The 25242-nt window shown below is 64.9% G+C and carries 26 protein-coding genes; 5 read left to right on the top strand and 21 right to left on the bottom strand.

From position 1 onward, the window contains the following. Window positions 1–89: 89 nt before the first annotated feature. The 6 genes from GPA25_RS13905 to frdA all read right to left on the bottom strand — a co-directional run bounded on the left by GPA25_RS13905 (window position 90) and on the right by frdA (window position 7012). Window positions 90–2102, bottom strand: coding sequence for a cytochrome C (locus GPA25_RS13905; protein WP_169261007.1), 2013 nt, complete (start codon window positions 2100–2102; stop codon window positions 90–92). 151 nt (window positions 2103–2253) lie between these two features. Further along, complete coding sequence (locus GPA25_RS13900) at window positions 2254–3555, bottom strand: ethylbenzene dehydrogenase-related protein (protein WP_169261006.1); 1302 nt, start codon at window positions 3553–3555, stop codon at window positions 2254–2256. Between the two features lie 125 nt (window positions 3556–3680). Next, complete coding sequence (frdD, locus tag GPA25_RS13895) at window positions 3681–4049, bottom strand: fumarate reductase subunit FrdD (RefSeq protein ID WP_169261005.1); 369 nt, start codon at window positions 4047–4049, stop codon at window positions 3681–3683. Continuing rightward, window positions 4046–4453 carry a fumarate reductase subunit C gene (locus GPA25_RS13890; protein WP_169261004.1) on the bottom strand — a complete coding sequence of 136 codons (408 nt, stop codon included), beginning with the start codon at window positions 4451–4453 and terminating at the stop codon, window positions 4046–4048. The genes frdD and GPA25_RS13890 overlap by 4 nt, the downstream gene beginning before the upstream one ends. Further along, the gene (locus GPA25_RS13885) at window positions 4450–5214 is read right to left on the bottom strand and encodes a succinate dehydrogenase/fumarate reductase iron-sulfur subunit (protein WP_169261003.1); all 765 of its coding nucleotides are present in this window, start codon (window positions 5212–5214) and stop codon (window positions 4450–4452) included. Before GPA25_RS13885 ends, GPA25_RS13890 begins: the two co-directional genes overlap by 4 nt. Next, a complete protein-coding gene (frdA, locus tag GPA25_RS13880; protein WP_169261002.1) occupies window positions 5207–7012 on the bottom strand; it encodes a fumarate reductase (quinol) flavoprotein subunit in 1806 nt (601 codons plus the stop codon). The genes GPA25_RS13885 and frdA overlap by 8 nt, the downstream gene beginning before the upstream one ends. A 368-nt stretch (window positions 7013–7380) precedes the next feature. Here frdA and GPA25_RS13875 point away from each other — a divergent pair, with 368 nt between their 5' ends. Beyond that, window positions 7381–8265, top strand: a complete 885-nt coding sequence (locus GPA25_RS13875; protein ID WP_169261001.1) for a DMT family transporter — start codon at window positions 7381–7383, stop codon at window positions 8263–8265. Between the two features lie 210 nt (window positions 8266–8475). Continuing rightward, window positions 8476–9822: a dicarboxylate/amino acid:cation symporter gene (locus GPA25_RS13870; RefSeq protein ID WP_169261000.1), complete on the top strand. Its 1347-nt coding sequence runs from the start codon at window positions 8476–8478 to the stop codon at window positions 9820–9822. A 130-nt stretch (window positions 9823–9952) separates the two neighbouring features. On the opposite strand, the gene GPA25_RS13865 is transcribed toward GPA25_RS13870, so the two are convergent. The 5 genes from GPA25_RS13865 to GPA25_RS13845 form a co-directional block, all read right to left on the bottom strand. Then, entirely contained in the window at window positions 9953–10876 is a 924-nt protein-coding gene (locus GPA25_RS13865; protein WP_169260999.1) for a hypothetical protein, read from the bottom strand. 188 nt (window positions 10877–11064) lie between these two features. Further along, a complete protein-coding gene (locus GPA25_RS13860; protein WP_246265680.1) occupies window positions 11065–11688 on the bottom strand; it encodes a hypothetical protein in 624 nt (207 codons plus the stop codon). Window positions 11689–11696: 8 nt separating this feature from the next. Then, entirely contained in the window at window positions 11697–12311 is a 615-nt protein-coding gene (locus GPA25_RS13855; RefSeq protein WP_169260997.1) for an SCO family protein, read from the bottom strand. Between the two features lie 10 nt (window positions 12312–12321). Further along, a complete protein-coding gene (locus tag GPA25_RS13850; protein WP_169260996.1) occupies window positions 12322–13809 on the bottom strand; it encodes a cbb3-type cytochrome c oxidase subunit I in 1488 nt (495 codons plus the stop codon). Between the two features lie 14 nt (window positions 13810–13823). Beyond that, a complete protein-coding gene (locus GPA25_RS13845) occupies window positions 13824–14354 on the bottom strand; it encodes a cupredoxin domain-containing protein (protein WP_343034930.1) in 531 nt (176 codons plus the stop codon). 194 nt (window positions 14355–14548) lie between these two features. On the opposite strand from GPA25_RS13845, the gene GPA25_RS13840 reads away from it, so the two are divergent. Next, entirely contained in the window at window positions 14549–15889 is a 1341-nt protein-coding gene (locus GPA25_RS13840) for a sigma-54 interaction domain-containing protein (RefSeq protein ID WP_169260995.1), read from the top strand. A gap of 311 nt (window positions 15890–16200) precedes the next feature. Continuing rightward, window positions 16201–16710 carry a hypothetical protein gene (locus tag GPA25_RS13835; RefSeq protein WP_169260994.1) on the top strand — a complete coding sequence of 170 codons (510 nt, stop codon included), beginning with the start codon at window positions 16201–16203 and terminating at the stop codon, window positions 16708–16710. Window positions 16711–16730: 20 nt separating this feature from the next. Here the strand turns inward: GPA25_RS13835 and GPA25_RS13830 are convergent, their stop codons facing one another. After that, window positions 16731–18566: an autotransporter domain-containing protein gene (locus GPA25_RS13830; RefSeq protein ID WP_169260993.1), complete on the bottom strand. Its 1836-nt coding sequence runs from the start codon at window positions 18564–18566 to the stop codon at window positions 16731–16733. A gap of 283 nt (window positions 18567–18849) precedes the next feature. On the opposite strand from GPA25_RS13830, the gene ruvC reads away from it, so the two are divergent. After that, entirely contained in the window at window positions 18850–19413 is a 564-nt protein-coding gene (ruvC, locus tag GPA25_RS13825; RefSeq protein ID WP_169260992.1) for a crossover junction endodeoxyribonuclease RuvC, read from the top strand. A gap of 39 nt (window positions 19414–19452) precedes the next feature. Here ruvC and GPA25_RS13820 read toward each other — a convergent pair whose 3' ends face one another. The 9 genes from GPA25_RS13820 to GPA25_RS13780 all read right to left on the bottom strand — a co-directional run bounded on the left by GPA25_RS13820 (window position 19453) and on the right by GPA25_RS13780 (window position 25081). After that, window positions 19453–20034, bottom strand: coding sequence for a peroxidase-related enzyme (locus GPA25_RS13820; RefSeq protein WP_169260991.1), 582 nt, complete (start codon window positions 20032–20034; stop codon window positions 19453–19455). 81 nt (window positions 20035–20115) lie between these two features. Then, window positions 20116–20643, bottom strand: a complete 528-nt coding sequence (locus GPA25_RS13815) for a Gx transporter family protein (RefSeq protein WP_211163114.1) — start codon at window positions 20641–20643, stop codon at window positions 20116–20118. Continuing rightward, window positions 20624–21013 carry a NusG domain II-containing protein gene (locus GPA25_RS13810; RefSeq protein WP_169260990.1) on the bottom strand — a complete coding sequence of 130 codons (390 nt, stop codon included), beginning with the start codon at window positions 21011–21013 and terminating at the stop codon, window positions 20624–20626. The genes GPA25_RS13815 and GPA25_RS13810 overlap by 20 nt, the downstream gene beginning before the upstream one ends. Beyond that, complete coding sequence (gene rapZ, locus GPA25_RS13805) at window positions 21010–21888, bottom strand: RNase adapter RapZ (protein ID WP_169260989.1); 879 nt, start codon at window positions 21886–21888, stop codon at window positions 21010–21012. Before rapZ ends, GPA25_RS13810 begins: the two co-directional genes overlap by 4 nt. Window positions 21889–21970: 82 nt before the next feature. Further along, complete coding sequence (locus GPA25_RS13800) at window positions 21971–22888, bottom strand: MBL fold metallo-hydrolase (protein WP_169260988.1); 918 nt, start codon at window positions 22886–22888, stop codon at window positions 21971–21973. Beyond that, window positions 22885–23067 (bottom strand): DUF1289 domain-containing protein, encoded by a 183-nt coding sequence (locus tag GPA25_RS13795; RefSeq protein ID WP_169260987.1) that lies wholly within the window; start codon window positions 23065–23067, stop codon window positions 22885–22887. The genes GPA25_RS13800 and GPA25_RS13795 overlap by 4 nt, the downstream gene beginning before the upstream one ends. Next, entirely contained in the window at window positions 23064–23276 is a 213-nt protein-coding gene (locus tag GPA25_RS13790) for a DUF1289 domain-containing protein (RefSeq protein WP_169260986.1), read from the bottom strand. The genes GPA25_RS13795 and GPA25_RS13790 overlap by 4 nt, the downstream gene beginning before the upstream one ends. A 64-nt stretch (window positions 23277–23340) precedes the next feature. Then, on the bottom strand, window positions 23341–24264 hold the full coding sequence (locus tag GPA25_RS13785; RefSeq protein ID WP_169261044.1) for a hydroxymethylglutaryl-CoA lyase: 924 nt from the start codon (window positions 24262–24264) through the stop codon (window positions 23341–23343). 28 nt (window positions 24265–24292) lie between these two features. Then, window positions 24293–25081 carry an enoyl-CoA hydratase/isomerase family protein gene (locus GPA25_RS13780; protein WP_169260985.1) on the bottom strand — a complete coding sequence of 263 codons (789 nt, stop codon included), beginning with the start codon at window positions 25079–25081 and terminating at the stop codon, window positions 24293–24295. Window positions 25082–25242 lie beyond the last annotated feature (161 nt).

The following is a 25242-nucleotide window of genomic DNA, read 5'->3' as shown; positions in this document are numbered from 1 at the left end:
ATGACAAAACGGGGCCGGAATTTCCGGCCCCGTTTTTTTGCGTTTGACGATGCCGCGTTCCAGGCGCTTGCCCGAGACGCGGCACTAACTCACCGCACGCCGATGCCGAAGAAGCCGATCGCCACCAGCGCCAGCAGGCTGAGCCCGACTGCGATCAGGATGAAACCGAACACCCGGGACGCTTTCGTCATCGGTTGCGAGGGCGCTTCCACCAGGTATTTCTCCAGCTCCCCGGACGCGACCAGGCGGCGATACTGCACCGTATGATCGCGCGCGAAGTCCTCCAGTGACATCGTGCCGGTAAACATCACGATCTCAACCGGGAACTTGTCGGGGCGGAAGTGATTGTTGAAGAAATGCACGGTGAAGAGGAAGACGACCGCCAGGAAGGCTTCTTCGCTATGGAAAATCGCCGCCACGTTGAAGACCCAGCCCGGCAGGTAGGAGGCGGTCAGACCAGGCAGCCACATCATCAACCCGCTGACACCGATGATCGTCACCCCCCAGAACGGCGCCCAGTAGTCGAATTTTTCCCAATAGGTCCAGCGGTCGAACACCGGGCGCGGCCCCTTGCCGAAGAACCACTTGACCATCGCCACCAGGTCCTTGCCGTCCTGCAGGTTCGGAATCAGCGAATCCGGGCCGAACAGCTTGAAGGTCTTCCAGTTGCGGGCGACGCGCAATGCGACGTAGCCGAGGTGCCAGAAGAACACGCCGGCAAAGATCACCGCGTTAACACGGTGGATCAGGCCGGCAATCTGCGGACCACCGAGCGCCTTCATCAACGGCGCCGCCCACGGTGCCTCAGGGTAGAACAGCGGGATACCCGTCAGCGTCAGGACCATCAGGCTCAGCGCAAAGGTGATATGGGCGATGCGCCACGTCAGACTGAAGCGCCGATAGTGCTTGCGATGCAGGCTTGCCGGCAGTTCCGCCAGTGCGTCGGTTTTCACGTGAGGCCGCGTCTTGCGTTGCTGGCGGTCCTTGTACTCGCGATAGAACCATAGCGCGGTATGCAGCCAGAAGAACGCGAAGGTGCCCACCAGAAGCTGGATCATCATCTGATTGGCGATCCAGATTTCCGGATAGCGATCGAAGTCGCCGGGGTGGCCATGCGGCTGGAAGCTCGCGTATCCGGGAGGAGCCTCGGGCAGATCCTTTTTCCCGCTGTGGCATTCCTTGCAGGTCTTCATCCGTTGGTCAGGATGCACCTTGGATAGCGGATCCTTGATTTCCAGGATGCCGTGACTGCCGTGACAGTCGTAACACTTCGCCGTGTAGGCGTAACCCAGGGTGTTGATCTGGCCGTGATAGGTGGCCTTGTAGGACTTGAAATTCTCCTCGTGGCAGTTGCCGCACTCGGCGGTGATGGCCAGCTTGAACGGCGCGGCGGAGGTATTGCCGATGGCGTGGCTCGTGTGGCAGTCCGAACACACGGCGCCCTTCACATCGCGCTTCTCCAGAACCAGCCGCCCGTGCACCGACTCGGCAAAGGTTTCGAGCGATTCCTCGTGGCAGCTCTTGCCGCAGGTCTCCGGAATGCCCAGACGCCATTCGGCGTACTGCGGGCTGTCCTTGGCGGGGACGTTGAAACTGTGGCTGCTGTGGCAGTCCTCGCAGCTAGCATTGGGGCGGGTCGGGTCGTCCTGGTTCGTCCGCGCATGAAACGACTTCTTGTACGCGTCGATGTTTTCTACGACGACACCAAGGCGCGCTTTTTCCCTGGTCCGGTTTTCCTTTTTGGCATTTTCCCAAAGGTCCTGATGGCAGGAAATGCAGTCTGCCCTGGCCGGTTTCTGCGCCGGGTCTTTCTGGTGGGCATTGCCGGTCTCGGCATTGTCCTTGATGTCGCCATGACACGCGACGCAGTCCATGCGCGCATGCACACTCTTGCCGAAGGCGTCCGCGCCAACGGTGTGCAGTTCGCGCGGCTCGCCGTCCGCACCGGCGATCTCGAGCGCACCCTTACTGCCGTCATGACAGGTGAGACAGGTAGCGTTGTCGAGTGCGGGTGCGGCCTGGGCCGGCCCTGCGGGGCCCGAGAGGAGGACTGCAATCAGGGCTGCGGCGGCTGTCCAGCCGGAAAATCGGTTCAGGTTCATATCCTGGCTTTCGTGATTTTTGCTAACAGTACACGAGCCCGGCGCCTGCTGTGCGATGAAATGCACCGGATGGCGCACGAATCGGCACCATCCCTGGCTGCGGGGTCGAGCGGAGCCTCCCAGCGCTCCGCTCGGTCCGCACCCTCAGGGCTCAGGGCAGTTTCACCGCCTTGATGTCGGCCTTGGCGCCCAGGCCGATGGTCCTGACGAAGGACACATGGTGGCCGCGCGTGGTGATGTTATCGTCATGGACAGCAAAGCCGATGTTGTAGACGCCACCCGCCTTCAGCATCTTGTCATCATTGTTGCCCAGTCCCAGCGGACGGATCATGACGAGCGTCCACATGCCGTCCTTCCAGGTCGCGATGGCATTGTTGTCAGCGGCCGAGCCCTTGGCGTCCTCGCGACTCACGACATAGTCGGGAATCATGTCACCTTCCTTCCATCCGGCATTGGGATCGAACGGGACGGCGTTCTGTTCGCGGATCAGGGAATGATCAGCTTTGCGCAACTGGTCGACCGTGATGGACTTGTAACCGACCTTCTTTGCGTCCCACATGAATTTAGGCTGATGCGTCGCACGATCGGCATTGCTGCTGAACATGTCCTTGCCGCCATCACTCAGGCGGAATTCGAGCACATAACCGTCGTCCGTCATCTTCACCGGGTTGCTGCGGTGCGCGCGCCACTGGATCAGATCGACGAAACCACCGGCGGCCTTGATCTTGGCAAGATCCTCGACCGATTTACCGGTTTTCCAGTCCGACGGGTCGGTGCGGGTTTCGGGCAGGAACTTGCGCACATCGTTCTTCTTGATCGCCTGCAGCATCGCGTTGCCGGCTACTTCGTCCTTGGTGAACTGCTTCGGCATATCGCGCTGGCCGTCGTGACAGGTCAGCCAGCAGCCCTGGTTGGCAAAACCGGCCACTTTGCCATCGTCGATCATGATGGACATGCGGTCTTCGTAGATGCCCATCTGCTCCCCATCCTGGACCACCTTGTCGAGTTTCGGAAAACCGAAAACCTTCCATTCCTTGCCGTCGAAGCGCAGGTACTGGTGCTCGGTGCCGGGATAGGCGTTATCGGTTTTCCACTGGAAACGCAGATAGGCGTTCTTGCTGTCGTAGGCCGCCTGCACCTTCAGATCGACATGGCCACTCTTGCCCTTGACCGGCCGGGGTTCCAGCGGGCCCGCCTTGACCAGCTTTTCACCCATATCCTTTTCGGCATCTTCTTCGTCATGACAGGACGTACAGGAATCACCGCGTATGACTTCCTTGAAGGCGCCCTTGTGCGCGTCACTGCGCAGCCATTCATAGGACGACTGCCCGGGATAGAAGAGCGGCACAGTGACGGCGGGAATCCTGGACCAGTTGATTTTCGCGGGATCGGCGGCCTGCGCGGCGCCGATGCCGATGACGGCCAGGCCAAGAAGCAGTGTGGTCTTTTTCATGTTGCTCTCCTGTGCGTAATTGCAGTCCTGATGACATCAAACACAGCCGATCCACAGCTCATACGGATCGATCTGGATCAAGGCGGTACGGGATGCGGATCTGGCGCCCCTGTCGCCGGAATATCTCAAAACCCGATCGCCAGTAGCCACCATGCCGCCAGCACGGTGCCAAGCATGGCCAATCCGTAGCACGCCAGTCTGGCGCCCATCCCTGCATGGATGCCGATATCATGCAGGCTATGATAAATGCGGTGCCCCGCGTGCCACAGGAACAAGGCCACCACGGCAAACAGGAACCCCTTGCCGATCCAGTGCTGCGCAAACGCCAGCATGCGCGGATAGCTCATCGCGTCCGCGGGAAGGACCAGCCCCAGCGGCACGGCGATGCCGGTGATGAACACCAGCATCGGGCCGATCAGCGCCGCGAGCATGCCGCCGGCGCCGAACAGCGACCAGAAGATCGGGGCGTTCGAGCGCTTGCCTGCGGGCTTCATCGCGTCATCCCCCACACCAGGCCCAGCAGCACCAGACTCGCGACCGCGGCGACCGCCAGCCCGCAACCCGTGATTGCCCCCGGCGGCAGCCGCTTTCCGCGCACCACGATGGGCGGCATGGTTTTCGGCATGATCCGGAACCAGGTCCAGCAGTGGTATGCGATCGCCGCCAGCAGGATGAGGTGGAAGGCGACCGACAGCGGACTTTTCAGCGCGTCGAGCCAGCCGTTCCACGCCGCTTCGCCCTGCGCCAGCCGCAGCAGCCCGACCAGCAAAACGATTGCGTAGGCTGCGACGAAGAGCGCCGTGCCCTCGTGCACCATGTATTCGACAAAGAACGGATTCCGTCGCCACCAGCCAGCCATCGGGCGCACGTAGGGGCGGCGCGGATTCGGCGTATTCATCGCGCGCCTCCCTTCGGCGTGACGAAGCGCAGGAAGTAGTCCTTGGCACTGAGGGTCTTGTTCTGATTCACGGCATTGGCCGGATCGACGTGCTTCGGGCACACCTCGGAGCAATAGCCCACGGCGGTGCAATTGAAGACACCTTCTTCGGCATTGACCACGTCCATGCGCTGCGCAGCACCACCGTCGCGCGAATCGACGTTGTAGCGGTGCAGCAGGGCCATGATGCCGGGTCCGACGAATTCCGGATTGAGGCCGTACTGCGGGCATGCGGCATAGCACAGCAGGCAGTTGATGCACGAGCTGAACTGTTCATACACGTCACGCTCGGCCGGGGTTTGCAGATATTCCCCCTGTTCCAGCGTGCGCGGCTCTTTCGCGATGATGTACGGCTTGATGCTTTCGAGCTTGTCGATGAAATCGTCCATCACGATCACCAGATCGCGCTCGATCGGGAAATGTGCCAAAGCCTCCACGCGCACCCGGCCGGGGTGGAAGTCGCGCAGGAACGTCTTGCACGACAGGCGGGGCTTGCCGTCGATCATCATCCCGCAACTGCCGCAGATGGCCATGCGGCACGACCAGCGGAAGCTGAGCGAACCGTCGAGGTAGTCCTTGATGTACTGCAGGCCCTGCAGCACCGACATGTCGTCGGTGAACGGAACCTCGAAAATCTGCAGGAAGGGCTCGCTGTCCTGCTCCGGACGGTAACGCAGGACCTCGATTTCGATGAACTTGCGGGTCTCGGCGACATCAGCCATGGGGCACCTTTCCTTCCCGTCCGGCCTGACGTTCCTGTTCCGCCTTTTCGCCGGCGGCACCGTAGGCGCGCGTCGCGGGCGCTGACCTGGTGATCTTCACATCGCCATAGTCGATGCGCGGGGGGCCGTCGCCGGCATAGTGCGCCTGGGTGTGTTTCAGGTATTGGATGTCGTCGCGCTCGCCGAAGCCGTCCAGACGCTGATGCGCACCACGGGACTCACGCCGGTTGAGCGCCGAATGCGCCATCGCTTCCGCCACGTCGAGCTGATAACCGAGTTCGATCGCCAGCAGCCAGTCGGTATTCCACACACGCGACTTGTCCTCGACATTCACGTTACGGAAGCGCTGCCTGAGTTCGCCGAGCTTGTCACAGGTGGCCTGCATGGTGTCGCCCTGGCGATAGATGCCGCAGCCGTTCTCCATGGATTCGGCCATTTCCTTGCGCAGCGTGGCAATGCGTTCGGTACCCGAGGTGTTGGTCAGGATCGCCAGCGCCCGCTGCTCGACCGCTGCGGCCTGTTTCAGCAGCGCGGCCGAATTGCCGGGCGCGACTGACTTCGCGAACCCCGCGGCAGCATCACCGGCCACCTTGCCGAACACGCACAGTTCGGCCAGTGAGTTCGAGCCAAGCCGGTTGGCGCCATGAATGCCGACGCTGGAGCATTCACCTGCCGCATACAGCCCCGGCAGCGGCGCGGCGCAGCGGCCGTCGACGAGAATGCCGCCCATGGTGTAATGCACCGCCGGGCGTACCGGAATTGGCGCTCGCGCCGGATCGACACCGAGGAACTCCTCGGCCAGTTCGTAGATTTGCGGCAGGCGCTCGCGCAGCTTCGCTTCGCCGAGATGGCGCAGATCGAGATGCACGACCGCGCCATGCGGGCCGTCGATCGTGCGCCCTTTCTGCTGTTCGTACCAGAAGGCCTGGCTGAGACGATCGCGCGGGCCCAGCTCCATCGCCTTGTTGCGCGGCGACGGTTCGGCCGGTCCGAGACCGTAATCCTGCAGGTAGCGATAGCCATCCTTGTTGAGCAGGAACCCGCCCTCGCCCCGACAGGCTTCGGTGAACAGCAGCCCGGTACCCGGCATGCAGGTCGGGTGATACTGGACAAATTCCATGTCGCGCAGCGGCACACCGTGGCGGTAGGCGATCGCCATGCCGTCGCCGGTGACGATGCCGCCGTTGGTGTTCTCGCGGAACACGCGCCCGGCGCCCCCCGTGGCAATGATGACCGCATTGGCCTGGATCAGCGTGAATTGGCGCGACGCGATCTGCACCGCCACCACGCCCTGCGCGCGGCCGTCCTCGACGACGAGATCGACGCAGAAATGCTCGTCGAAGCGCCTGATCGACGGATACTTGATCGAGGTCTGGAACAACGTGTGCAGCATGTGGAAGCCGGTCTTGTCGGCGGCAAACCAGGTGCGCTCGATCTTCATGCCGCCGAAGGCCCGCACGTTGATGTGGCCGTCTTCCTTGCGACTCCAGGGACAGCCCCAGTGCTCGAGCTGCACCATTTCGCCCGTGCATCGGGCGACGAAGTCGTCCACCACATCCTGCTCGCACAGCCAGTCGCCGCCCGATACGGTGTCGTGAAAGTGATGTTCGAGACTGTCGTGCGCCTGCACGACGCCGGCAGAACCGCCTTCCGCGGCAACCGTGTGGCTGCGCATCGGATAGACCTTGGAGATCAGCGCGATCTTCAGTGAAGGGTCGGCTTCGGCAACTGCAATCGCCGCCCGCAGCCCCGCTCCGCCGGCACCGACAATGGCCACATCCACCTTGTATGCTTCCACGCGTTTCTCCCGTCCTCCCTGGCGGGAGGCTGCAGCAACGTCAGGCGCCAGGAAAACCCGGCGCTGTCAGGAGGAGGGGGAAGCAGGTCAGCTCTTCCGACAGTTTGCCAACTGGCATTTCCGATAACGCCCATGCCGGCCGCTATTGCGACGTTTTCGAGTGTAGCGCGCATGCGAGCGCGCAGCAATCTCGTTCGGCATATGCAGTATGAACAACTTCGCGATTCATCCCGACAAGCATCGTCCGCGAGGCATCGGCCTTCCGGCACAGGCCGATCTGCGGCGGGGGCATCCGGCGGGAGTTGTACCGGTAATATGGCGAATACCTTCTCCTATTGCCCCTGCGCACTGCGCGGAACCATCGATCCATGCCCACCCTGCCCCCGCGCCTGATCAACTTCGCCCCACTGCTGTTCGTGCTTCTGTGGAGCACCGGCTTCATCGGCGCCAAGTTCGGCCTGCCGTATGCCGAGCCGCTGACCTTCCTGAGCTCCCGCTATGTGCTGGTGATCACGCTGATGAGCGCACTCGCCTTCGCGACGCACGCGCCGTGGCCGAAGGACTGGCGCCATGTCGCGCATATAGGAGTAACCGGCCTGCTGGTGCATGCGACCTACCTCGGCGGCGTATTCATGGCGATCCATCGCGGCCTGCCGGCGGGGGTCACCGCGCTGGTGGTCGGCATGCAGCCGCTGCTGACTGCGCTTGGCGCAGGCTGGTTGCTCGGCGAACGCGTCAGCCCGCGCCAGTGGACCGGCCTCGCGCTGGGTTTTGTCGGCGTCACGCTGGTCGTCAGCAACAAGGTCAGCGCCGGCGGCGGCGCGGTGGCGGACCTCGGCTGGATGCTCGCCCCGGCGCTGGCGGCCCTCGCCGGCATCACCTGCGGCACGCTGTACCAGAAACGCTTTTGTCCAAGCTTCGACCTGCGCACGGGCTCGGTCATCCAGTTCGTTCCGTCCCTGATCATCACGGGCATCGTCGCCAGTCGGACCGAAACCATGCAAGTGGTCTGGAGCAGCGAGTTCGTCTTCGCCCTGCTGTGGCTGGTGCTGGTGCTGTCGCTGGGGGCGATCAGCCTGCTGAACCTGCTGATCCGCGGCGGCAGTGCGGTCAACGTCGCCAGCCTCTTTTACCTGACACCGCCAACGACCGCGCTGATGGCCTGGCTGCTGTTCGGCGAAACGCTCACCGGGCTGGCGCTGGCCGGCATGGTCGTCGCGGTCGCCGGGGTGTGGCTCGCACGCAAGGTCTGACGCAGCGGGATCGCTGCGGCGACTCCGTAAATAGCGCCTCTCGCCGCGACGAACGGGCGCGCTCGCGGGCGCGCCGCGTCCCGTTCACCACCGCTGCCGAGTAACCGGACGGCGATTAGGTGATATCCACAATGCGGAAGTACACACTGCCCACAAACGCCTCTCACGGAAATAATCGCGCCCACGTAGTAAAAAACCGAGGAGAGGGATTTGGGCAAGAAACCGTTTTACACGTCACTGTACTTTCAGGTCATCGTCGCCATCGTCATCGGTGTGCTGCTCGGGCATTTCTATCCGCAGACCGGCGCGGCGATGAAACCGCTGGGCGACGGCTTCATCAAGCTGATCAAGATGATCATTGCGCCGATCATCTTCTGTACCGTCGTCGTCGGCATCGCCGGCATGGAGGACATGAAGAAGGTCGGCAAGACCGGCGGCCTCGCGCTGCTGTACTTCGAAGTCGTCAGCACGATCGCACTGATCGTCGGCCTCGTCATCGTCAACGTCGTGAAGCCCGGCGCGGGCATGAACATCGATCCGGCCAGCCTGGACACCAAGGCAATCGCCGCCTACACGGATCCGGGCAAGATGCAGACGACCACGGATTTCCTGCTGCATGTGATCCCGAGCACCGTCGTCGATGCCTTCGCGAAGGGCGAGATCCTGCAGGTGCTGCTGTTCTCCGTGCTGTTCGGCTTCGCACTGCACCGCTTCGGCGGCCGCGGCACGCTGGTGTTCGACTTCATCGAGAAGTTCTCGCACGTGCTGTTCGGCATCGTCGGTTACATCATGAAGGTCGCCCCGATCGGCGCGTTCGGCGCGATGGCCTTCACGATCGGCAAGCACGGCGTCGGCGCGCTGGCGCAGCTAGGCATGCTGATGGGCACTTTCTATGCGACCTGCCTGGTCTTCATCTTCGGCGTGCTGGGCCTGATTGCGCGCATCCATGGCTTCTCGGTCGTCAAGCTGATCCGCTACATCAAGGAAGAGCTGCTGATCGTGCTCGGCACCTCGTCGTCTGAATCGGCGTTGCCGAGGCTCATGGCGAAGATGGAAAACCTCGGCTGCAAGAAGTCGACGGTGGGCCTGGTCATCCCGACCGGCTATTCGTTCAACCTCGACGGCACGTCGATCTACCTGACGATGGCCGCAGTGTTCATCGCGCAGGCGACCAACACCCCGCTCGACCTCACCCAGCAACTGACGCTGCTGGCGGTATTGCTGCTGACCTCGAAGGGCGCAGCCGGCGTCACCGGCAGCGGTTTCATCGTGCTGGCCGCGACGCTGTCGGCGGTGGGCGGGGTGCCGGTCGCCGGGCTTGCACTGATCCTCGGCATCGACCGCTTCATGTCCGAAGCGCGCGCACTGACCAACCTGATCGGCAACAGTGTGGCAACGGTCGTGGTGGCGAAGTGGTGCAAGGACCTGGACGAGAAGGCGCTTCATTTCCATCTCAACAACGAAACCGAGGCAGAGGCGGACGCGCCGGAAGCGGTGCTCGACCTGCAGGATGCGCACATGGACGTGCGGCCGGCCGTCGCTCCTGCTGCGGCCTGAGCGTGCAGTTCATGCGCTGAAGCCACCCGACGCTCCAGCAAATCGGCCCGCGGGCGCAAGCCCGCGGGCCGATTTTCCGTTTACGCGCGACACCTGCGCGCCGACCCCAACTGGCGCGCGCCAGCCCGCGTCAGCCCGGAATCATCACACCGGCGTTGCGGATCGCCTTCTGGTATTCCCCGGTCGACTCTTCAAGAGTCTTGATGGCATCGTCGAACTCATGCTTGGCAGCCTTGCCGTCGGCGTCGGAACGCAGGCCGCGGGCGCGCTCGAGGAACCCCTTCATGCGCGGGTCGCTGGCGCTCTCGTCCGGCACCAGCAACTGCACCAGCATCTGGAAGGTGTCGTTGCGATCCAGTTCGTAGTGGTATTCGTCGTCCTTGCTGTCGAACTGCAGCGTACGCACCAGCGTCTCGCCGCCGCGCAGGCGCTCGATCTGCACCTTCGCCCGCAGGTAGGCGTGATCAAGCACTGCCCGGCCCTGCCTGGCATTGTTTTGCGCAACGTTGGCATCGGCATCACGCATCAGCTTGTCGATCATCGACACTTCGGCCTTCGCCTTGGCGTCGTCTTTCTCGGTAGCGATGCGTGACAGGGCGTCACGCAGGGCCTTCGTCGACTCCATGCGTGCCGAGTATTCCTTGTGCTGTTTGCCGTTCATGACTTCCGCCCCTGCGGTCGACTGCCCCGCGACCGGGCTGCCCTTCGTCACCTCCACGATCGCCAGTTTGCTGGTCAGGTAGGCATCCTCGAGCATGACCCGCGCCTCCCCCGACCGGCCGTCAGCAGCGGCGGCTTCCGCCATCCTGATCTTCTGCTCGATCTCGGCGATCAATTTTGCATTGCCGATCTTTTTCTGCTCGCTGACCCGCTTCAGGGCCTGATTGAGTACCTTGGCGCTATCGACGAGGCGCGAAAAATTTTCGCGTTCCTTCCCCTCGTACGTGGCGGCCACCCGCCCGGACTGGGCTTGCGCGAACGTATTCGCGGACATGAAGACGCCCGCGCCCGCGAACAGGAGCGCGCAGATTGCGGCTTGCGATTTTTTCGACATGGCTTTCCCCCTTTCTTGATTGGGAAACGGCAATCACTCGTGCCATCCCGGTCAAGCCCCGGCATACGGCCATCCGGACGTCCCGAGACATCGTGGATGATTTCCTTCACGACGTTCCGGCGTCGCGTCGACACGCGTCGGAGCCATGACGAAAGTTTAACGCATTAACCATGGATGGCTCATGGCTTTCAAGTCCTCGCCGTTTCAGGCGCGACACCGTCCGGCACGGATCCGCCGGTGCCGGATTGACCGCCGACGAAGAGACTGCCGAGCCACGCGGCGAAGAGGAGCACGGCGAGCTTCACCATCAGCCAGCCGGCGCTCGCCTGCTGATCCACGAGGTAGCTATTGCACACGCGGACCGGCGCAGCGATGTAGAGCCACCCCAGCACCGCGAGCATGCTGATAAAGTTGGTCCACACGAAACCGCGCCCGATCGTGCCGAGCCGCCTCCAGGCGAGCGCTAGCGGCAAGCCGACAAGTGCCGGCAAGCTGACGAACTTCGCGGCTTCGACGAGCGGGCTCGCGAGCGCGTGGTCGAGCGCACGCGGCAGCATCCACCAGCTCGAGGCGAAGATCGCCAGCACGACGCATGGAATCGCGCCGCCAAGCGCGATGAGCAGCGCGTCCTGTCGCCGGCGCGGCAACAGGCGACAGGCGAGGAAGCCGACCACGCCGAGAAGCGGAATCTGCGCCAGCATGTGGCCGCTCATCGTCGCTTCGAGCCACGCCCGGGCCGGCGGCGTCGCGAGCAGCAGATACAGCGTGCCGACAGCGCCGAGGCTGACGCGGGCACGAGCACGGGGGCACATGGCGGCGGTCATCGCATGAGTGCGAGCTTTTCGGCAAACGGCAGCGGCGCATCGAGATCACTGATCTCGACGAGCCTGCCTTCGCGGCCGACGAGATGGATCGCGGCGTTATGTTCGAATCCGCCGACTCCGTCGGGAATCACGACGATGCCGAAGGCAGCGAGCAGCGCGTTCAATTGCATCGTGTCGCGGACCCGCGCGAGCCGCCAGTGCCTGCCGTCCGCGCCATGGCTGCGCCCGTATGCCTGAAGGCTTGCGGGATCGTCGCGCGCGGGATCGAAGCTGATGCTGAGCAAGGCGATGTCGCGCCCAAGTGCGTCGGCTGGCACACGATCGCGAATCTGCCTGAACGCCATCCCGAGGCTGCGACAGACGGTCATGCAGCGCGTGTAGATGAACTCGACCGCGAGTAGCCGGCCGCGGTAGTCGTCGAGGCTGAACGCGCGCCCGTCCTGATCTTCGAGGACGGCTGCGGGCAGCGGACGCGGTGCGCGCAGGATGTCGGCGCGACGCGCGGTTTCCGCCGTGAACGCGCTGAACCCGTCGGTGCCCCACCAGAGGACGCCGGTGCCCAGCACGGTCACCAGCGCCGTCATGGCGACGCTGCGCGCGAGGCGGTTCATGCGTCGGGGCTCATGCGATCGCGCTGCGGGCGACCGGCGCGCGCTGGTAGTCGTGGCGCGCAAGCCCGATGCGGGCGAAGAAGCGCAGCATGAACACCAGCGACGAGGCGATCACGAGCACCGCGAACACGGACGCGATGCGGTCGTACGGCACCCATTCCGGCAGGTGGGCGGCGTAGCGGCGTGCGACGCTTTCCTTGCCCGAATACAGGAAGCTCAGCGTGAAGCCCAGCGTCGACGATGTGAACAGCCAGAATGCGATGCGGTCGATCAAGTGGTCGTCGGCCTCGTGGTCGGGCTTGCCGAGGTAGTACATGAAACCGAACAGCATCGTTACCATGCCGAGCAGCAGGTAGGTATGGAAGTGTCCGGGCACCCACAGGGTGTTGTGCATCACGTAATTGACGGTGATCGTGCCGTCGATGAACGCCGGCATCGCCCCCGCCGCCCAGCCGAACAGCGACAGGAACAGCAGCTTCGACGCCATGTCCCAGCGGATGCCGGAACGGTAGACGATCATCAGTGCGCCGTAGCCGGTGACGACGAGGATCGGCACCGTGTTCAGGTAACCGATCACATGTCCCATGATCAGCATCCATTTGGGAAACGCGAAGTCCATCAGCAGGTGGTGCGGGAAGATGAACATCACCATCAGCGTCGAGGCGGTCCAGGACGCGAGGAACACCTTGTTCGATTTCCACGGCCGCTGCGTGTAGCGCGGCAGGATCTCGTACACCGCGATCACCGCCATGTAGATCGTCGCGTTGATGAAGATGTGGCCGAAGAAGTAGATCATCCCTTTCGCGAGCAGCGGATCGATGTCGAAGCCGGGCACGTAGAGGTTCACCAGCATCATCGTCAGGATGCTCGCGCCGACGACGAGGCCGATGACATTGACCACGGTAACCATTGCACTCGCCACCACCGTCGGCGGCGGAGCCTTGCCGTCGTCGTGGCCGAAGAGCTGCGGCCAGCCGAGCGCGCGGGAGAAGTTGCCGTAGCGGGCGATGATCGCGCGGGCGACGTCCAGATGCAGCAGCAGGAAGCCGACGCCGATGACGAGCAGCCCGCCCATGAAGAGCGCCGCCGCCCCCGGGCTCCACATCCCCATCGAGTTGCCGGGCAGCGGGTAGAGGAAGGTCCACGCGCCGTGGAAGTGCCCAAGCAGCACGCTGCCGAGGATCATCACGACGCCGGCCAGAAACAGCACCAGATTCGCGACGAAGATGCGCGACGACAGCGCGACGTACTGACGCAGAAAGTGCCACATCACCGAAGCGCCGGCGATCGCCGCGATGCCGACCATGCCGGCGCCGTGGAGCGTCATCAGCTCGTAGAAGCGGTTCGCGCCGATCGAAATCCATTGTGCCTGCTCGAGCCGCATCAGCAGGCCGAAGACCATCATCAGCAGCAGGACTGCCGCCGAGGTCACGAGGTAGGCCAGCACGCCGGCCTTTGCCCCCTGATCGGGAATATGTTCGTAGGTGTAGGTCGCCACGTTCGTCTCCTGCCTTACTGAGCGCCGACCCGGATTTCGGTCAACATGTTGTGGTGCGCGATGCCGCAGTACTCCATGCACAGCACCTTGTACGTCCCTGCCTTGGTGAAGGTATGGCGCAGCGTGTTCGTGTAGCCGGGCATGGCCTGGGTCTGCGCCACCAGATGCAGATCCGCGTCGTAGATGCCGAAGCCGTGGTTGACGTCGGCACTGGTGACGTGGAACTCCACCGGCTCATTGACGGCGACATGGTCCTGGCTGAGTTCCCAGCGCCACTGGTAGCCGGTGGCGTGAACGACCTGCGCCGCACCCGCGCCGCCGCGGCTTCGCACGGCGTCGTACGGCAACTCCAGCAGCGTGTAGAGCATGGCCGGCCCGAACACCAGCACCAGCCCCCAGAACAGCCGCGTGCGCAGGCGGTACGCCTTTTTTTGCAGCGGCGAGTAGTCTTCCTCGCGCCGCCCGGAGTTGATGGCGACGAACGCGAATCCGAACGCCACGAGCGTCATCAGGACGAGCGATATTTGCCAAGCGATTGTTTGCACGATGAGGCCTCCTGTCCCTGCGATCGTTGTCGGGACAAGCCGTCCCCCGCCATTGCTATAGCCAGCGTCGTGCCACATTGCGTAACAGATTGATATCCATCATTTTCCGCGCTCGAATTAGCTGTTGAAATGCGTTTCGTCCGACAACTGAACGTTCATTGGAAACGTTCAGTCTGAACGGAAAGGAGATATTCATGCCGAGCCTGGCAACCTTGCGGGTCTTCCTCGACAGTCTCGAAGAAGGCGTGCTGTTTCTCGATGCCGACCGTCACGTGCTGGAAATCAACAGTGCGGCGGCGCGGATGATTGGCAGGGATGATGTGCGAGTCGTCAATCAACTGTGCCCGACACTGTTTTTCGGCACGCAGTGCGCACGCGAATGCGAGGCACGCGGACAATGCTCGCTGACTCCGGATCATGGCGAGGACGGCAAGATCCAGGACATCGTCCTGCGAGCGGCCGATGGCCGGGACATTCCGCTGCGCATGTGGGCGATGCTGCTGCCGCCGAACGATTCCGGCCTGTACTGCGCGATCATCCTGCGCGACCGTTCGCGCGAGCTCGAGCTCGAGGCCGAGGTGCGCGACCGCTGGCAGCTTGGCGGCCTCACCGGCCGCAGCCGCGCGATGCAGGATTTCTACGAGAAGGTGCTGCGCGTGGCGGCGAGCGAAGCCAACGTATTGATCACCGGCGAGAGCGGCGTCGGCAAGGAGCTCGTTGCGCGCGCGCTGCACGACAATTCGACGCGTGCGAAAGGGCCCTATGTCGCGGTGCATTGCGCCTCGCTGCCGGAGAATCTGCAGGAGTCCGAATTGTTCGGGCACGCGAAAGGATCATTCTCCGGCGCGACCGCCGCGCGGCTCGGCCGCTTCGAGGCGGCCAACGGCGGCACGCTGCTGCTCGACGAGATCGGCGAGATCTCGCCGGCGACGCAGACCCGCCTGTTGCGCGTGCTGCAGGAGCGCGAGATCGTGCGCGTCGGCGAGAACCACCCGCGCAAGGTGGATGTGCGGGTCGTCGCCGCGACACACCGCGACCTCGCGGCGATGGTCGGCCGCGGCGAGTTCCGCGAGGACCTCTATTACCGCCTGCGCGTGCTGCCCCTGCATGTGCCGGCCTTGCGCGAGCGCCGTGAGGACATCCCGCTGCTCGCGAGCAAATTGCTCGGCGAACTGGCCGAACGGTACCGGCGGCCGGACCTGCGCCTGTCGCCGGAGGCCCTCGCGGCGATGGAATCCTGTGCGTGGCCAGGCAACGTGCGCCAGCTCTTCAACGCGCTCGAATATGCGGTCGTGAATTCCGACGGCCCGACGATCCTGCCGCGCCACCTGCTCGCGGAACTGGCGCCGCCGCCGGAGATGTCGCCCGGCAGCGTGCGGCCGCTGACGCGGTACTACACGGCGCGCGCGACCGCGGACGAGGAGCACGCACTGATCCGGCGCATCCTCGACGAATGCGATGGCAACAAGGCCGAAGCCGCGCGCCGCCTCGGCATGTCGCGCACCACCCTGTGGAAACGACTCAACCGCGCCTGAAGCGGCGCCGCCACATGGTGAATCGCTAGATCGTTGCCCACAAGCAAATCGTGAATTTAGCAGGTGCGACACGGACAATTCCCCGCGGCGGGGAATAAAGCGGTCGGCCGGCGCGTTGACGTTTTGTCGTCACAGCGCGAACGCTTCCGAGCCGCCTGCAGCTCACCACGTTCGGGATCGCTCTCCGCCACTGACAAGAAACGGTCGGTGACTCAAGCTGCACCACCTGCGGGCGTCAACTCGCAAAGGCGCGCCCCCAGTCAGGCCCCTCCCGTCGACGACCGGGATGGCCGCGATATCAGGAGAAAAAAATGAACCGCTTCGGACTCTTGCGCGTTTGCGCACTCGCTTCGGCAGGCCTGCTGGCAGCGCCGGCATTCGCCGGCACCCCGGACGACAAGGTGCTCGACTTCGACACAATGGCGGGTGTCGCGGCACCCTACACGGGAGCGACCAACCCGATTCGCAACGTGCCGGGCGGCGGATTGCCCTGGGTGCTGGAACGTGCGCAAGGGGTATTGCGGGCCGACGGCCGCCTCGAGATCCGCGTGCGCGGTCTGGTACTCGCCGACGACCCGCTCGTCCCGCCCGACCGCCGGCTGACCAACCCGGTACCCAATTTCCGCGCCATCGTCAGCTGCCAGAGCAGGGACTCGCTGGGTGCGCCATCGACCGTCAATGTCTCTACCGACAACTTCCCGGCGAGCACCAGCGGTGACGCATACATCGTCGCGACCGTGCAACTTCCGGCCCCCTGCCTCGCGCCGATCGTGTTTGTGACCAATCCGGGCGGCGCGTGGTTCTCGATTACGGGCAATTGAGACCGGAATGCACGTTCTCCTCAGAACCCAAGGCTGATGCCGGCCTGCAAGGCATACGAACGCACGTCGTCCTGATTGAAGCGCGTCGTGAGAGCGAGGTTTCCGCTCAGTGCCGGAGAGAGCTTCGCCCCCACGCCGAATACGGCGGTGCCGTACGTACGCTCGGGTGCGAAGGCCGGCAGTTCGAAACTGTTGGCAGGCAGGGATGCGAGACTGGCACGCACGTCGCGGTCGTTCTTCTCGAAGTCGTGATTGAGCATCACGCGCGCGTACGGCAGATAGCGGCCCAGGTCGTAACGGGCCTGGTAGCCGATGCTGCCCAACAGGGACTCGCGATCCTGGCTGCGGAAGGACATCGTCGTCGAACTGGGGTTGCGCTCGGTAAAGCCGTCGACTTCGACCTGCTGCAGATGCAGCCCGACGAGCGGACCGTGACGCAGCGCGCCGGTGCCGAAGTCGTAGCCCGCCTGCACGCCCAGCGACAGGTTCGTACCCGACGTCGAGCCCTTCATCGTGCGGCGCGCGGCGCCGAGGGTGACGTCGCGCCGGGTGTCGTAATCGATGCTGCCGAAAGCGCCGACCGCGGTCGCGTGCAGCGGGCCGCTGCGATAGCCGGCATACAGCGCGACAGTCTGTTCGGTCTGCTCGTAGTCCCCTGCGTTCGCGGAGAAGTCGGCTTCGAGCGTGCCCAGACCGACCGCTGCACCGACGCTCAGCGACGGCGTCAGCCACGAATCGACGCCCACGGCGAGATCGTAGGGATTGCCGCTGGCCCCAGGCACGGCCTCGCTAGACGAGTATTTCAGGCGTCCACCCCCCAGGCTCGCCCAGACGTTGCGTCCGGTCTGCCCACGCGCCCACGCACCCAGCGCGACCTGGTCCTGCACGGTCGTGAGCAGGGCTTCGCGCGTGTATAGCGGCGATTCGGCGAGCAGCGACACGGCACCCGGCGCGCGCAGCACGCTCATCGCGTAGTCCGCGATCAAGCGATGTCCGGCCGTCGTCGGATGCACGCCGTCGGCGAACAGGAAGGTCTGATCCGCGCCGGGTGCGACGAAGTCGGCCGCCGTGCACAGCAGCGATCCGGTCGCGCCGCAGGCGGGGACCGTGACGTTCACGAAGCCGTACAGAGTGGGATCGGCAGCCACTTCGTGCAGCAATGAAAAGGTGTCGAGCGGGATGATCTCGACGCCCGCGGCGGCGAGTCCGCCGAACAGGGCCTGGTTGTAGGCGCCGACGAGAGCGGTCACGCCGGCGGCGTTGGCCGGGCCGATCGACGCGCCGAACGGCGTGGCGCCGACATCCGGCACGGTCGGCACGAGGATGTAGCGCGCCCCGGCGTTCTGCAGGCCGGCAATGCCGGTGACGGCCTGTCCTGCCGTCGCAATCATGTAGCCGACCGGATCGGCCGACTCGGCCCTGAGCGGGTCGATCGCGACGAAAAGATCATTGGCCCCGGTCCACACCGAATACAGGGCGCCCGGGTCGGCCCGGCCGCTCAGCGCAAGGTAGGCAGAAATCTGCGTCTGCACCGGTAGCGCATTGGCCGTCAACGGATTGGTGTCCGGCACGCCGGGCTGGAGCGCCAGGCGCGCACCGCCCTGGGCATAGTTGGTGCCACCGGCAACGGCCGGCGTGGCGCGGGTGCCCAGTGCGGCGGCAAGGTTTTCCGCCCACACGGGGCCAGGATTGGTCGTGAAGCGGCCCGTGCCCGGCGGCAGGAAGCCGGAGAAGGAAAAAGTGCCTGCGTCGCTCAGGCTGTCGCCGAAGAAATAGGTGTTGCTGAAATCCGCGGCCGACGCGCTGACGCTGAAAAGCGCCGCGACGGCCGTGCCCAGCAGGGTACGTCGGAACATTGGGGAACTCCTCGGATATCTGTCTTGGCTATTAACCCGGCAACGAAATACCGTTCGGGCTGAGCCTGTCGAAACCCTGCGATTGCCCTTCGACAAGCTCAGGGCGAACGGGGTGTTTGATTGCCGCTTCAATAGAACGAATGGATGGAAGGGCGAAGTATCGTCGCAGCCCTGATTGCGGTCAAACCGATTGTCATGTCGCCGTTTGGCGACAGCGTCTCTACTGGACGCCACGCACACGGTGTCCTGCGCGGATGTCGCCGATGCCCCGTAAAATGCGCGGATGAAAGATGCCACCGCCTCGCGCATTGTCGCCACCCGCATTCTCGGCCTGGATCCAGGCCTGCGCATCACCGGCTTCGGGGTCATCGACAAACTCGGCAGCCAATTGCGCTATGTCGCGAGCGGCTGCATCAAGACACGCGACGGCGAGCTGCCGGGCCGGCTCAAGACCTTGCTCGACGGCGTGCGCGAGGTGGTCGCCACCTACTCACCCGATCAGGTGGCGGTGGAGAAGGTGTTCGTGAACGTCAATCCGCAGTCCACCTTGCTGCTCGGGCAGGCGCGCGGCGCGGTGATTTGCGGTGCGGTGTCGTGCGATCTGCCGGTACATGAGTACACCGCGCTGCAGGTCAAGCAGGCGGTGGTGGGATACGGCAAGGCCAGCAAGGAGCAGGTCCAGCACATGGTGCAACGCCTGCTGACGCTGGACGGCAGCCCCGGCGCGGACGCCGCCGACGCGCTGGCGTGCGCGATCTGCCACGCGCACGGCGGCCAGGGCACGCCGGGCGGTTTGGTCGGACGGCGTCGCGCGGGGCGCATCCTGGTGGCGCCGGAGCCGCGCTGAGGCCACGCCCGGGCGATGGCGCCTCGGCCGTCGCCCCTCTCAGACCTTGGGGATCCGCCCCATCAGGTAGAACTCGTCGTTCGGCCGCATGCTCGTCAGGTTGGCGAGACGGTTGCTCAGCGCGAAGAAGGCGGCGATCGCGCCGATGTCCCAGATGTCATCGTCGCTGAAGCCCTGCTCGCGCAGCGCGGCGAAATCGGCTTCGCCGACCTCGGCAGAGTCGAGCGCCACCTTCATCGCGAAGTCCAGCATCGCGCGCTGCCGCGGGCTGATCTCGGCCTTGCGGTAGTTGGTCGCGACCTGGTCGGCAACGCGCGGATTCTTCGCCCGGATGCGCAGGATCGCGCCATGCGCGACGACGCAGTACAGGCACTGGTTGGCGCCGGAAGTCGCGACGACGATCATCTCGCGCTCGGCCTTGCTGAGGCCCTCGTTCTTTTCCATCAGCGCGTCGTGGTACGCGAAGAAGGCACGGAATTCGTCCGGCCGATGAGCCAGGGTCAGAAACACGTTGGGCACAAAGCCCGCCTTCTCCTGCACGGCGAGGATCTTCTCGCGGATATCGACGGGCAGATCCTTGAGTTCGGGGACAGGAAAACGGCTGACGGGACGGTCGCTCATATCGATATCCATGCGATGAAGAAGCTGAAGATCTAATGCCGATGAACTATAAAGTCAAGCGCCGCAGTGCTTATGGGGTGATCAAGCGCTTCGGGGAGTGAGGCGCGCGAGCAGCTTCGAAGCGACGAGTCCGTTGATCAGCCCGAAAATCGTGGCGGCGGCGGCGAACACCGGCACGAGGTAGAAGACGCCATCGTGCGGCACCAGCCACAGGCGTGCCAGCATGAGTTGGCCACCGATGTGGGCAAAGGCGGCGAGGATGCTCAGGCTCACCGGCCCGAACCAGCGCCGCGGCAGGTGCATTGCCAGGCCAAGCGTGGCGAGGCTGACGAGCGAACCGGACAGGCTCAGGAAGAAGCCCGGCGCAAACAGTTGCCCGAGCAGCAGGCTGCCGGCAAACACGCGCAGCAGCGCCACCCACACCGCATCGCGCCAGCCCCAGCGCATCAGCACGATCAGGATGACGATGTTGGCGAGCCCCGGCTTGACGCCCGGCAGAGGCAGCGGAATCGCGGCCTCTGCCACCGTCAGCACGATCGCCGCGGTGGCGAGCCGCGCGATGCGCCGGTCGTCGGCTGTCGGCACGATCTCAATAGTTGAGGGAGTCATAATCCGCGGAGCCGCCATTGAGACTCAGGCTGACCTGGTTGGGCGCGCAGATGGCCACCGCGCCGGAACGCTTCAGCCAGCCCTGGCGCACGCAATACTGGCGCGGCCCGGGGTCGGACGCGACGCGCGCGCGGCCGGGCTCGATTTCGATGCGGGTCACGCCGAGCGGGCCGGGGACTTCGACAACTTGCGCCCGGCTCAATGGAACTTCGGCAAATACCTTGCCACCGGCGCGCACCACCGCCTTGTCGGGCGCGCCGCCGCGCCACAGCGCAAGCGCCGACAGGACACACACCACGACGGCACCGAGCAGCATCACATAATCGCCCGGCCGCAGCAGGGCGATCCATTCGGCCAGCCGCGCCTTCACTTGCCGGCCGCGCCGGCGCCGTGATCAAACACTCGGCGCGCGGCAGAGCGATGGCGCACGAGCACCCGCACGGAATCGGCGAATTGCCGCCCCAGCCATTCGGCGATATACACCGAGCGATGCTGACCGCCGGTGCAACCGATCGCCACCGTCAGGTAGCTGCGGTTGTCGCGCGCATAGCTGGGCAGCCAGTTGGCGACGAAGCTGCGGATGTCCTCGCACATGCGCGCGACCTCCGGCTGGCTTTCAAGAAATTCGATCACCGGCTGGTCCCTGCCGGTATGGGGTCGCAGCCGCGCATCGTAGTGCGGATTGGGCAGGCAGCGCACATCGAACACGAGGTCGGCGTCGAGCGGGATGCCGTACTTGAAGCCGAAGGACTGGAACATCAGCGTCAAGCCCTCGGTGGCACTGATGCCCATGAAGTCCTTGATCCATGCGCGCAGCGTGTTGGCCTGCAGGTCGCTGGTGTCGATGTGATGACCGACTTCGGCAATCGATTCGAGTGCGTCGCGCTCCTTCTGGATGGCTTCGGCGAGCGATACGTCGTCGGTCGCCAGCGGATGCCGCCGGCGCGTCTCGGAGAAGCGTGCGATCAGCGTATCGTCGCGTGCATCGAGAAAAATCACCCGCAGGTCGCCGACGGTCTTGCGCAGGTCGTCGACCTTCTGCGGCAGCGCCGCGATATTCGCGCCGGAGCGCACGTCGACAGCGACCGCGATGCGCACGTAACCCGCACGGCGCAGTTCGGCGACCAGCTTCGCCAGCAGGTTTGCCGGGAGGTTGTCGACAGCGTAATAGCCGGCGTCTTCGAGCGCCTTGAGCGCGACGCTCTTGCCCGACCCCGACAACCCGCTAATCAGAACGATCTGCATGACCCGATACTCCGCGTGAGCGGGGATTATCGCCAAAGTATTAGTCCCCGACCAGCGCCGCGGCCGGCGCTGACGCGGCGGGTCACACGGCGAGCAGGCGATTTCCCGAACGACGCGCGACGCCGGCGCGTATCAGGTCGGCCACCAGCCAGTCGGCCAGCGCCTCCGGCGACAGCCCGAGGAAGCGTGCGTTGGCCTCGCGGTAGAGCGGCACGCTGTGCAAATGTTCCGCGAGACCGTCGAGCGCGATGCTGCGCACATCGAGCAGCGAGAAGGTCACGCAGGCGCGGATCGCATTGCGTGCCATGCGCGAGCCATCCTCCTCGAACGCACGCAGGCGGCCGAAGGCGCGCGCCAGCGCATCGTCGACTTCGACGAAGGGCGCACCATGTCCGGGAATGACGACGTCGACCGGCAACCGGGCGATGGCTTCGAGCGTGCGGCGTGCCGCGCCGATGCCATCGCCGGTGCCCAGCACTTCGGCGAACAGGATGCCGAAGCCGTCGCGCCACAAGGCATCGCCGGAAATCAGGATGCGGCGGTCCGGGTTGTGGAACACCAGCGCATCCATATCATGGCCCGGTGCGGCCATCGCCTGCCACACCAGTTCGCCCATCTCGATGCTCCCGCCGGCATGCAGGCCGTGGTCGGCATGGAAGCGCTCGCCGGCCTGCGCGGCGGTGCTCAACAGCAGCGCATCCTCGTCCCACGCCGCCACCGTCGGGATCATGCCCGCCGGCACCGTGATCGAGCAGCCGAAGGTACGCTGCAACGTGGCGTTGCCGCCGATATGGTCGGAATGCGAATGGGTGTTGATCAAGCGCGTCAGCCGCCGCCCGCCAAGCAGCTCGCGCACCAGCGCGACGGTCTGATCGCCGTGGCTCACATAACCGCTGTCGATGACGGCGGCTTCGGCGCCGTCGAACAGCAGGACATTGTTCGATGACAGCCAGCCGCGTTCGAGCACGCGGATGCTGTCGGGCAGGACGGCGTCGCTCATTGGGTTCCTTCGCCGACGTGCTCGGCGACGTTCGCCGGCAGCGGCGGTGCTTCAGGGAACGACGGCGCCACCGGCGCGACCGGCACGCCGTTGATCTCTTCCGGCGTGCGCCCGCAGCCGAGACACACGCCGGAATCCCAATCGATCATGCACACCCCGACGCACAAGGGTTCGTTCATGGCTGCTCCGTCGGTGCAAGTGGCGCGGCGTCGGATGTCACGCCGAGCGCCGCCCGGCGCTGCGCAACCGCATCCAGAATGCGGCGCTTTTCGCCGTCGCCGTGGCGACTCCACGAGGCGATTTCGTCCAGGCTGCGGAAACAGCCCTCGCACAGGCCGGTGTCGGCGTTCATGCGGCAGATATTGATGCAGGGCGAGGCTACGGTCATGGTGTCGTCGGAGTCACGTGAATTGTCATGAGTTTGTCCGCGGCAATCCGCCCGAGTTCTGCGCTCAGCTCGCGCAGCCCGCCTTCGCACGCTTGGCGAGCACCGCCCGCGCCACCCGCGAGGCCGGCTCGCGCCCCAGCGCCGCGCTGATCCACACCGCGGTATCCACCAGGCGGTCGAGATCGATACCGGTCTCGATACCCAACCCGTTCAGCAGCCACACGACGTCTTCGGTCGCGGCATTGCCCGACGCGCCCGCGGCATAGGGACAACCGCCCAAGCCGCCGACCGAGGCGTCGAACACCGCAACGCCCAGCTGCAGCGAGGCGTAGATGTTCGCTGCGGCCATGCCGTAAGTGTCGTGGTAATGTCCCGCGAGGCGCTCGACCGGCACGCGCTTCATCACCGCTTCCAGCATGCGCGTGATGTTCGCCGGATTGCCGCTGCCGATGGTATCGCCGAGCGAGATTTCATAACACCCCATCGATATCAGGGTTTCCGCGACTTCGGCGACCTTTTCCGGTGCAATCGGGCCCTCGTAAGGGCAGCCGGCGACACACGAGACATAGCCACGCACCTTCACCCCCGCCGCCTGCGCGGCCTCGGTGACCGGACGGAAACGCTCCAGCGACTCGGCGATCGAGCAGTTGATGTTCTTCTGGCTGAACGACTCCGACGCGGCGCCGAACACCGCGACCTCCTGCGCCCCGGCGGCGAGCGCCGCCTCGAAGCCCTTCAGATTGGGGGTCAGCACCGGGTAGGCCACGCCGGGGCGACGGACGATGCGCGCCATCACTTCGGCGTTGTCGCCCATCTGCGGCACCCATTTGGGTGAAACGAAGGAGGTCGCCTCGATCGTGGTCACGCCGGCGTCGGCCAGACGCGCGATCAGTTCGACCTTGGTGTCGGTCGGCACGACCTGCTTCTCGTTCTGCAGCCCGTCGCGCGGGCCGACGTCGACGATGCGGACGCTTTGCGGCAATTGCATGTTCATTCGCGTCTTCCCCTCTTCGCCGTTATTGGGCCGGCACCCACGCCGCCGGACGCTTGGACAGGAAGGCATCCAGTCCTTCCTTGGCTTCCGGCGTCGCGCGCAGACTGGAGATACGCCGGGCCGTGTCCTCGACGACCGCGTCCGACACCGGCCGGTTGGCGACCGCGCGGATCAGGTCCTTCGCGGCGGCCTGCGCCTTCGGACCGCCCTGCAGCAGCGCGGCGACAATCTCGGCAACCTTGACGTCGAGTTCGTCGGCGGTCACGACTTCGTGCGCGAGGCCGATCTCGCCCGCGCGCGCGGCGGAAATGCGCTCGGCGGACTGGAAGTAACGGTAGGACTGGCGCTCGCCGATCGCGCGGATCACATAGGGGCTGATCGCCGACGGGATGATGCCGAACTTGACCTCGGAGGTCGCGAACACCGCCTTGTCGGATGCGACACAGATATCGCAGGCCGACGCGAGCCCCATGCCGCCGCCGAGGGCCGCACCTTGTACGCGTGCGATCGTCGGCTTGTTCATCGCCGACAGGGTGTGCAGCATGCCGGCGAGCTTGCGCGCATCGCCGAGGTTTTCCTCGACGCTGGCCTCGCCCGCAGCCTTCATCCAGTTGAGGTCGGCACCGGCCGAGAAACTCTTGCCACGCCCGGCGAGCACGACCACGCGCACCGTGTCGTCGCCATCCAGCTGGCGACACGCCGCGGTGAGGTCGGCGATCAGCTGCGCGTTGAAGGCGTTATGCACGTCCGGGCGGTTCATCCAGATCGTCGCGACGCCCTGTTCGAGCGCGATTTCGAGGGTTTCATACATGTTCTTGTCTCCAGCCTGGTTCTTGTTCGGTTGCCGCGCGACCCGCAGGGCCGCATCGGTGGCGTCGAGGCTCTTGCGGCCCCTTGCCGGAATAAAAGTGGTCCTGCGGAACACCGCAGGGCATCGAGAGGGGATTGCAGGGAGACACCCCGCCGCGACGA

Source organism: Aromatoleum diolicum (assembly GCF_012910955.1).
GTDB lineage: Bacteria > Pseudomonadota > Gammaproteobacteria > Burkholderiales > Rhodocyclaceae > Aromatoleum > Aromatoleum diolicum.
This window is presented reverse-complemented; position numbering and strand designations above follow the sequence as displayed.